The organism is Rhizobacter sp., assembly GCF_031412075.1.
Classification (GTDB): Bacteria; Pseudomonadota; Gammaproteobacteria; order Burkholderiales; family Burkholderiaceae_C; genus Rhizobacter.
Genome location: NZ_JANOCG010000685.1, coordinates 1 through 6,194 on the forward strand (window position 1 = coordinate 1; position 6,194 = coordinate 6,194).

At 68.5% G+C, this 6,194-nt stretch carries 6 protein-coding genes and 1 pseudogene; 3 read left to right on the forward strand and 4 right to left on the reverse strand.

From position 1 onward, the window contains the following. Together RMO40_RS25390 and RMO40_RS25395 are read left to right on the forward strand one after the other, a co-directional pair. The coding region (locus RMO40_RS25390) for an AMP-binding enzyme (protein ID WP_489660246.1) at positions 1-327 on the forward strand (327 nt) is incomplete at its 5' end. 2 nt (positions 328-329) lie between these two features. Continuing rightward, complete coding sequence (locus tag RMO40_RS25395; RefSeq protein WP_309726778.1) at positions 330-1,730, forward strand: wax ester/triacylglycerol synthase family O-acyltransferase; 1,401 nt, start codon at positions 330-332, stop codon at positions 1,728-1,730. 177 nt (positions 1,731-1,907) lie between these two features. Here the strand turns inward: RMO40_RS25395 and RMO40_RS25400 are convergent, their stop codons facing one another. Together RMO40_RS25400 and RMO40_RS25405 are read right to left on the reverse strand one after the other, a co-directional pair. Continuing rightward, positions 1,908-2,138, reverse strand: a complete 231-nt coding sequence (locus RMO40_RS25400) for a hypothetical protein (protein WP_309726780.1) — start codon at positions 2,136-2,138, stop codon at positions 1,908-1,910. A gap of 42 nt (positions 2,139-2,180) precedes the next feature. Next, on the reverse strand, positions 2,181-2,306 hold the full coding sequence (locus tag RMO40_RS25405) for a hypothetical protein (protein ID WP_309726783.1): 126 nt from the start codon (positions 2,304-2,306) through the stop codon (positions 2,181-2,183). A 52-nt stretch (positions 2,307-2,358) separates the two neighbouring features. Between RMO40_RS25405 and RMO40_RS25560 the strand changes: the two are divergent. Continuing rightward, positions 2,359-3,837 (forward strand): annotated as a pseudogene (locus RMO40_RS25560) (ATP-binding protein); the annotation flags it as partial. A gap of 1,001 nt (positions 3,838-4,838) precedes the next feature. Here RMO40_RS25560 and RMO40_RS25415 read toward each other — a convergent pair. After that, positions 4,839-5,660 carry a DUF924 family protein gene (locus tag RMO40_RS25415; protein WP_309726785.1) on the reverse strand — a complete coding sequence of 274 codons (822 nt, stop codon included), beginning with the start codon at positions 5,658-5,660 and terminating at the stop codon, positions 4,839-4,841. Between the two features lie 25 nt (positions 5,661-5,685). Then, positions 5,686-6,194: LysE family transporter (locus RMO40_RS25420; protein ID WP_309726787.1), on the reverse strand; the 509-nt coding region annotated here is incomplete at its 5' end.

The following is a 6,194-nucleotide window of genomic DNA, read 5'->3' on the forward strand; positions in this document are numbered from 1 at the left end:
ACCGATCGCAAGAAAGACATGATCATCGTCTCTGGCTTCAAGGTCTTCCCCAACGAAATCGAAGACGTGATCTCGGCCCACCCCGGCGTGCGCGAGGTGGCGGCCGTCGGCGTGCAAGACGCCAGGTCGGGCGAGGCGGTCAAGATTTTCGTCGTGCGTCGAGATGAATCACTGACTGAGGCACAGCTGCTCGACCACTGCCGCAAGAACCTCGCCGGCTACAAGGTGCCAAAGTTCGTCGAGTTCCGCACCGAGCCGCTGCCCAAGAGCAACATCGGCAAGACCTTGAGGCGCGAGTTGCGCAGCAGCAGCGCTTCCCAGGCATGACCATGGCCCCAGCCGCCGCCGAAGCCATGGGCGTGGTCGACACGGCCTGGCTTCGCACCGACAACGACGTCAACCAGATGGTGATCCTGGGCGTGTGGATGCTGCGCCCCGGCATCAGCCACGCCGTGTTGTGCCAGCGCTTGGGCGACAAGCTGCTCAAGTACAAGCGATTTGGACAGCGGGCGGTGCAGGGCGCGCTGTCCAACACCTGGGAGATCGACCCCAGCTTCGACATCCACCGCCACCTGGTGGTCGAGAAGCTCAAGCGCCGGCGCGGCCAGAGCGAGCGCGCCGCGCTGCAAGAGCGCGCCAGCGAGTTGGCGTCTGCGCCCTTCGACCACGCCCACCCGCTGTGGCAGTTTCACCTGGTCGAACATTGCGCCGGCGGCAGTGCGCTGCTGTGCCGCGTGCACCATTGCATTGGCGACGGTGTGGCGCTGAGCACGGTGATGATGTCGATCACCGACGACGGCCCGACGCCACCCGAGCACCGCGGAGCCAGCGGCGACTGGTTGTCGCTGGCCTCGCTGCAGTCGGTGGCCGCCTGGGGCGCCAAGTCGATGGAACAGCTGCAGCACCCGGGGCAGCTGCTGTCCGACGCCGCAGGCTTGCTGAAAAAAGGTCAGCAGGCGGTCAGCGACGCCGCTTCCCTGGCCCTCATGTCCAACGACTCGCCCACGCGGCTGAAGGGCCACTCGGCGGGCCACAAACGGGTGGCCTGGTGCGAGCCACTGGCGCTGGACCGCGTCAAAGCCGTGGGCTACGCGCTCGGCTGCTCGGTGAACGACGTGCTGGTCGCCTGCGTGGCTGGCGCGATCGGCCGCTACCTGCGCGAGCAGGGTGACGACCCGACCGGCCAAGACATCCGCGCCATGGTGCCGGTGAACCTGCGCCCGCTCGACCAACCGTCGTGGGAGCTGGGCAACCGCTTCGGGCTGGCACCGCTGCTCCTGCCCATTGGCATGCACAACCCGGTGGAGCGTGTGTACGAAGTGCGCCGCCGAATGGGAGAGCTGAAAGACAACTACCAACCGGTGCTGGCCTACGGCGTGCTGGCCCTCGCCGGCCTCTTGATCAAGCCGGGGCAAGACGCGCTGATGGGCTTGTTTCAGGCCAAGACCACCGCCATCGTCACCAATGTGCGCGGCCCCGACGCGCCGCTGCGGCTGTGTGGTGCCGAGGTGTACGAGGTGGTGTTCTGGGTGCCGACGGCCGGCGACATCGGCCTGGGCGTGAGCATCATGTCGTACGCCGGAAGCGTGCAGTTCGGCTTGCGCACCGACGAGGCCTTGTGCGACGAGCCGCAGGCGGTGATCGACCAGTTCGTGGCCGAGTTCGACCAACTCACGTTGTTGACCTTGATGTTGCCGTGGGAAGTGCGTCAAGGCAAAGGCAAGCCGTGACGGAGCCAAGTGCGCTCTTTCTCTCTTCACACCCCTCTGGTGGTCATACAAACAGAGCGGCGGCAGTCAAGAGCGACGGCTCTACGACGCCCCCTCGATGCCAAGGTCTGGGCGCAGAACTCGGCGGGCTGAGGCCTCGATCACGGATCGAGGCTGTGAGGTTGAAAGCAAGTTCGCTCAGATCGACCAGTCGAATTCCAGCAGGCCAGCGTTCGGCATGAGCGCGCGCCCGTGCGCGATGCAATCGACCTCGTCCAGCACGAACATGGTGTGGTTCTCCGTCGCCACGTGCACGGCGAGCGCCGAGTGCGTGACGCGCGGAATGTGGGGTGAGGTCACCCCGGGTGCGTCAGCACTCGGGGTGATGGGGACGATCCGGGGTTCGGAGATCACGGCAGCATGGGTCATCTTGGTTCCTTTGGTATGGGTTTGGGGGTGTGCAAACGATGTTCAGGGCACGGCGGCAACGCGCACGACGGCGTCCGGCTGCAACGGGTTGTCGCCCGAAACCATGGCCTGCGCGCTGACGGCGACCCAAGCAGCAATGACGAAAACAATGATGGACGAGGTTTTCATGACGAGGCTCCTGAGGAGTTGAAGGCGGGGGCAAACGCTTTGCAGCGCGTGGATGAACTGTGACGCTCGACCCAGCACAACGTCCTCAAGCGCGCCCAAAACATCTCCCAAAGAGGCGGCGCAGTTAAGCTGCATCTCCGGCGCGAGTCTTTCAACGGACCTGTCGCCCCACGCGAGCGGAGCCCCCGATTTGCCCACCACCGAGCCCCTCCCGTCGACCGCCCCGCCGCTGCGCTTCGGCCCGTCGCAGCGCTTCGAGCTGCAGCCGGCCGAGCGCCGCCTGCTCGTCGACGGCCAGCCCGCGGCGCTGGGGCGGCGTGCGCTCGACCTGCTGATCGTGCTGGCGGAGCGGCCTGACCACCTGCTGACCAAGAACGAGCTGCTCGACCGCGTCTGGCCCGGCCTGGTGGTCGAAGAGGCCAACCTGCAGATGCAGGTCAGCAACCTGCGCAAGCTGCTCGGCGGCGAGGTGATCGCCACCGTGCCGGGGCGGGGCTATCGCTTCACTGCGGTGGTGGGCGACACGGCGGTGGCGTCCACCACGGCGCCCGTTCTGGCGCCACCGCCTGGCGCAGTGCATCGGCTGATCGGGCGAGATCACGACCTCGCCCGCCTCGAAGACCTGTTGCAAGTCGGCGGTTGCGTCACCGTGGTCGGCAGCTCGGGGGTCGGCAAGACCAGCCTCGCGCGCAGCTCGGCTGCGCGATGGGCGGGCCGCAGCGTCTGGGTCGACCTCGCGGCTCTGGTGCAGGGCCGCCAGATCGCCGGTGCGCTGGCGCGCGCGCTCGACCTGCAGCTGACTGGCAGCGACGACGAGGCCCCCACGCAGCTGCTGGCGGCCTTGCACGAGCAGAGCCTGCTGCTGGTGCTCGACAACGCCGAGCACCTGATCCAGCCCTGCGCCGAGCTGGCCGCTCTGCTGCACCCGCTGCCCGGCGTGCGGCTGCTCGTGACCAGCCAGGCGCCGCTCGCGGTGGCCGGCGAACGGGTGCTGCGGCTCGAACCGCTGCTTCTGCCCGAGCCTGACTCGGGCGTGGACGACGGGGCGCTGGCCCTGCTGGTCGAACGCATCGTCGCCGCCGACCACCGCTTCGCGCTCACGCCAGCCGTGCTGCCGTTGCTGCGCACGATCTGCGCGCAGCTCGACGGCCTGCCGCTTGCGATCGAGATGGCGGCCGCTCGCGTGCCGTTGCTCGGCCTGCAAGGCGTGCACGACGCGCTGGCCGAGCGCTTCGCGCTGCTCACACGCGGGCACCGCGAAGCCGCCACGCGCCACCGCACGCTGCACAACGCGCTCGACTGGAGCTACCGGCTGCTGGGGCCCACCGAGCAGCGGCTGTTCCGCGCGCTCGGGGTGTTTGCCGGCGGTTTCACGCTCGAGCTCGCCGTGGCCCTGATGACCGACGATGCCCAGGCGCGATGGGACGTCATCGACGGTCTGGCGACACTGGCCGACCGCTCGCTGGTGGTCGTGAGCCGTGACGACCCGCCGCGCTATCGCTTGCTCGAGACGATGCGTGCCTATGCGCTTGAGCAGCTCAGGCTGGCGGGTGACCCTGCGGACGAAGAAACCACCGTCTGCCGGCGCCACGCTGAAGCGGTGCTCGCCCTCGTCACACGCCATACGGCCGGCGACAGCAAGACGCTTGCGCTGTGCCTGGCCGAGATGGAGAACGCGCGTGACGCCATCGCCTGGGCGCGCGAACACGATCTGGGCATGGCAGCGCACTTGAGCGCACGCGTCACCGGCGTGACCACCTTCACTGTCTGGCGCCACGAGTCGGGCAACTGGCTGCTGGCCTTGGAACCCTTGATGGACCAGGCCGGCCGGGGCTTGGCCGGGCCAACCCAGGCGATGTGGTGGACCGAGCGAACACGGATCGGCGCCATCCGCCGCGACGCCGGCGCGCGCGTGGCAGGGCGGCGGGCGGTGGCGCTGTGGCGGCCTTTGCAACAACCGCGGCAGTTGCTGCGTGCCACGCTGACATGGGTGCGCAGCATCACCACCGCAGACCCTGAACTCGCCGAGGCCTGTGCCGACCTGGAAACGCAGGCCGCAACAATCGCCGACCTGATACCGCGCGAACGCCTCGCTGTTCTGGGCGCCCTGGTGCAGGCCGCGGTGACCCGAGGCGACTATGCCGCCGTGTTCGCCGGGCGAGAGGCCGAGCTGGCACTGGCGCAGCAGCTCCATGACCAGGACGCGGTGGACGTGGCCGAATCGAACATCGTCAGCGCGCTCTACAACCTCGAGCGGTACGCCGAGGCCGCAGAGCGCGGTCAGGTGTTGCTCGCACGGGTCGATGCGGATGGCAGCGGCCGCAACGGCAACCTGCCGTGGGTTCTCAGTTCGCTGTTTGCTGCGCTGGTGGCGCTGGGCCGGCTCGACGAGGCGCGTGCCCTTTTGCCGCGCGCCTTTGCTGCCGGGCGGCGTTTCGCCACGCCCACACTCGGGTTGCAGCTCTGCGTGCTGGCGGCCGCCGAGCAGCGCTTCGTCGCGGCGGCACGGCTGGTGGGCTACGCGCGCCAGAGCTACGAAACCCGCAGCATGAAGTTCGACCCCGAAGAAGAGGTCAGCCTCGCAGGCGTGCTGGCGGCTGCGACGGCGGCGCTGGGGCCCGATCGGACGGCAGCGCTGGTGCAGGAGGGGCGCGCCCTCACCGACGACGCAGCCGAAACGCTGGCCGCCGCCGACACGCCGTAGCCGGGCCACCGGCTGCAGCTACCGGCAAAACTGAAGCCACCCTCTGGCCGCCGGACCAAGGGCAGGTCGAAGCGAAAGCTGCCGTCGCCCAGGAAAGCCTCTTCCGCTGCGGTGCTCGTGCGCTGCAGGACGGTGTTGCGGTGAGGGAAGCGACCGAAGCGCTCGATCACCACGAGGTGCCGTTGGAAGATGTCCTGGAACACACGCAAAGGGTCTTGCGGCGTCAGCTCCGCCATCGTGTGGCCCCACAAGGCCATGCACAGACGCTGGTCGACCAGCCGCTCGGAGTGCGTCAGCACCAGGCAGAGGAAAACACGCTCGATCGGGCGAAGGCGTTCGGCCATGCCGGCGCACAGGGCCTGCTCCACGATGGCCTGGCAGCGCGTGTCGCCCGCATACATCTGCGCCGTGTCGCGGTAGATGTTGCGCGGGAACTGGTCGAGCAGCATGACCAGGGCCACCAGGCCGCGTGGGTGTTCGGCGTCCAGCGCCCAGGGGTCGTAGAACCCACCGGCCGCGAGGACCACGTCGGCGCCGAAACGCTTCCCGATGTCCTGGTCGGTTTGCGCCGACTTGCCGAACCAGAGGTCCAGGCAGTCATCGATGCACGGGCGCAGCATGTACTGCAACACCTGGTCGGGCTTGTCCATCTGTACCATCTGTGCGGTACCCACGTCACAAGGGCCGCTGCAGGGCCAGCTGCAGGCCCAGCCCCAGCAGAACGAGGCCGCTCGCGCGGAACAGCCAGACCAGCGACTGCGGGTGCGAGCGCAGCCAGCCGGACAGCGCCGCCGCCCCCAGGCCGATGGGCCCCTTGACCAGCAGCGCGAGCACCGCGAACACGAGCCCGAGGACGAACAGCGACAGCGTCGCATGGGCGGCGCCAGGTGCCACGAACTGCGGCAGGAACGCGAGGTAGAACACCGCGATCTTCGGGTTGCAGATGTTGGACATGGCGCCATCGAAAAACATCCGCGCCGGCCGCTTGGCGGCCGACCCGGCCATCGCGAGTTGCTGTTGCGGCGCACGCAGCAACTGCAATCCCAGGTGGACCAGATAAACCGCGCCGGCCATCTGCAGCCCGAGGTACAGGAACGAAGAAGCCTGGATCAGCGCACCCAGGCCCAGCGTGGCCACGATCGTGTGCACCACGAGGCCGGAGCAGACGCCGGTGGCCGTGGCCA

Excerpts from the sequence above, each read along its gene's own strand:
- RMO40_RS25395 (WP_309726778.1), top strand. The coding sequence starts at position 330 with ATGGCCCCAGCCGCCGCCGAAGCCATGGGCGTGGTCGACACGGCCTGG.
- RMO40_RS25400 (WP_309726780.1), bottom strand. The coding sequence starts at position 2,138 with ATGACCCATGCTGCCGTGATCTCCGAACCCCGGATCGTCCCCATCACC.
- RMO40_RS25405 (WP_309726783.1), bottom strand. The coding sequence starts at position 2,306 with ATGAAAACCTCGTCCATCATTGTTTTCGTCATTGCTGCTTGGGTCGCC.
- RMO40_RS25415 (WP_309726785.1), bottom strand. The coding sequence starts at position 5,660 with ATGGACAAGCCCGACCAGGTGTTGCAGTACATGCTGCGCCCGTGCATC.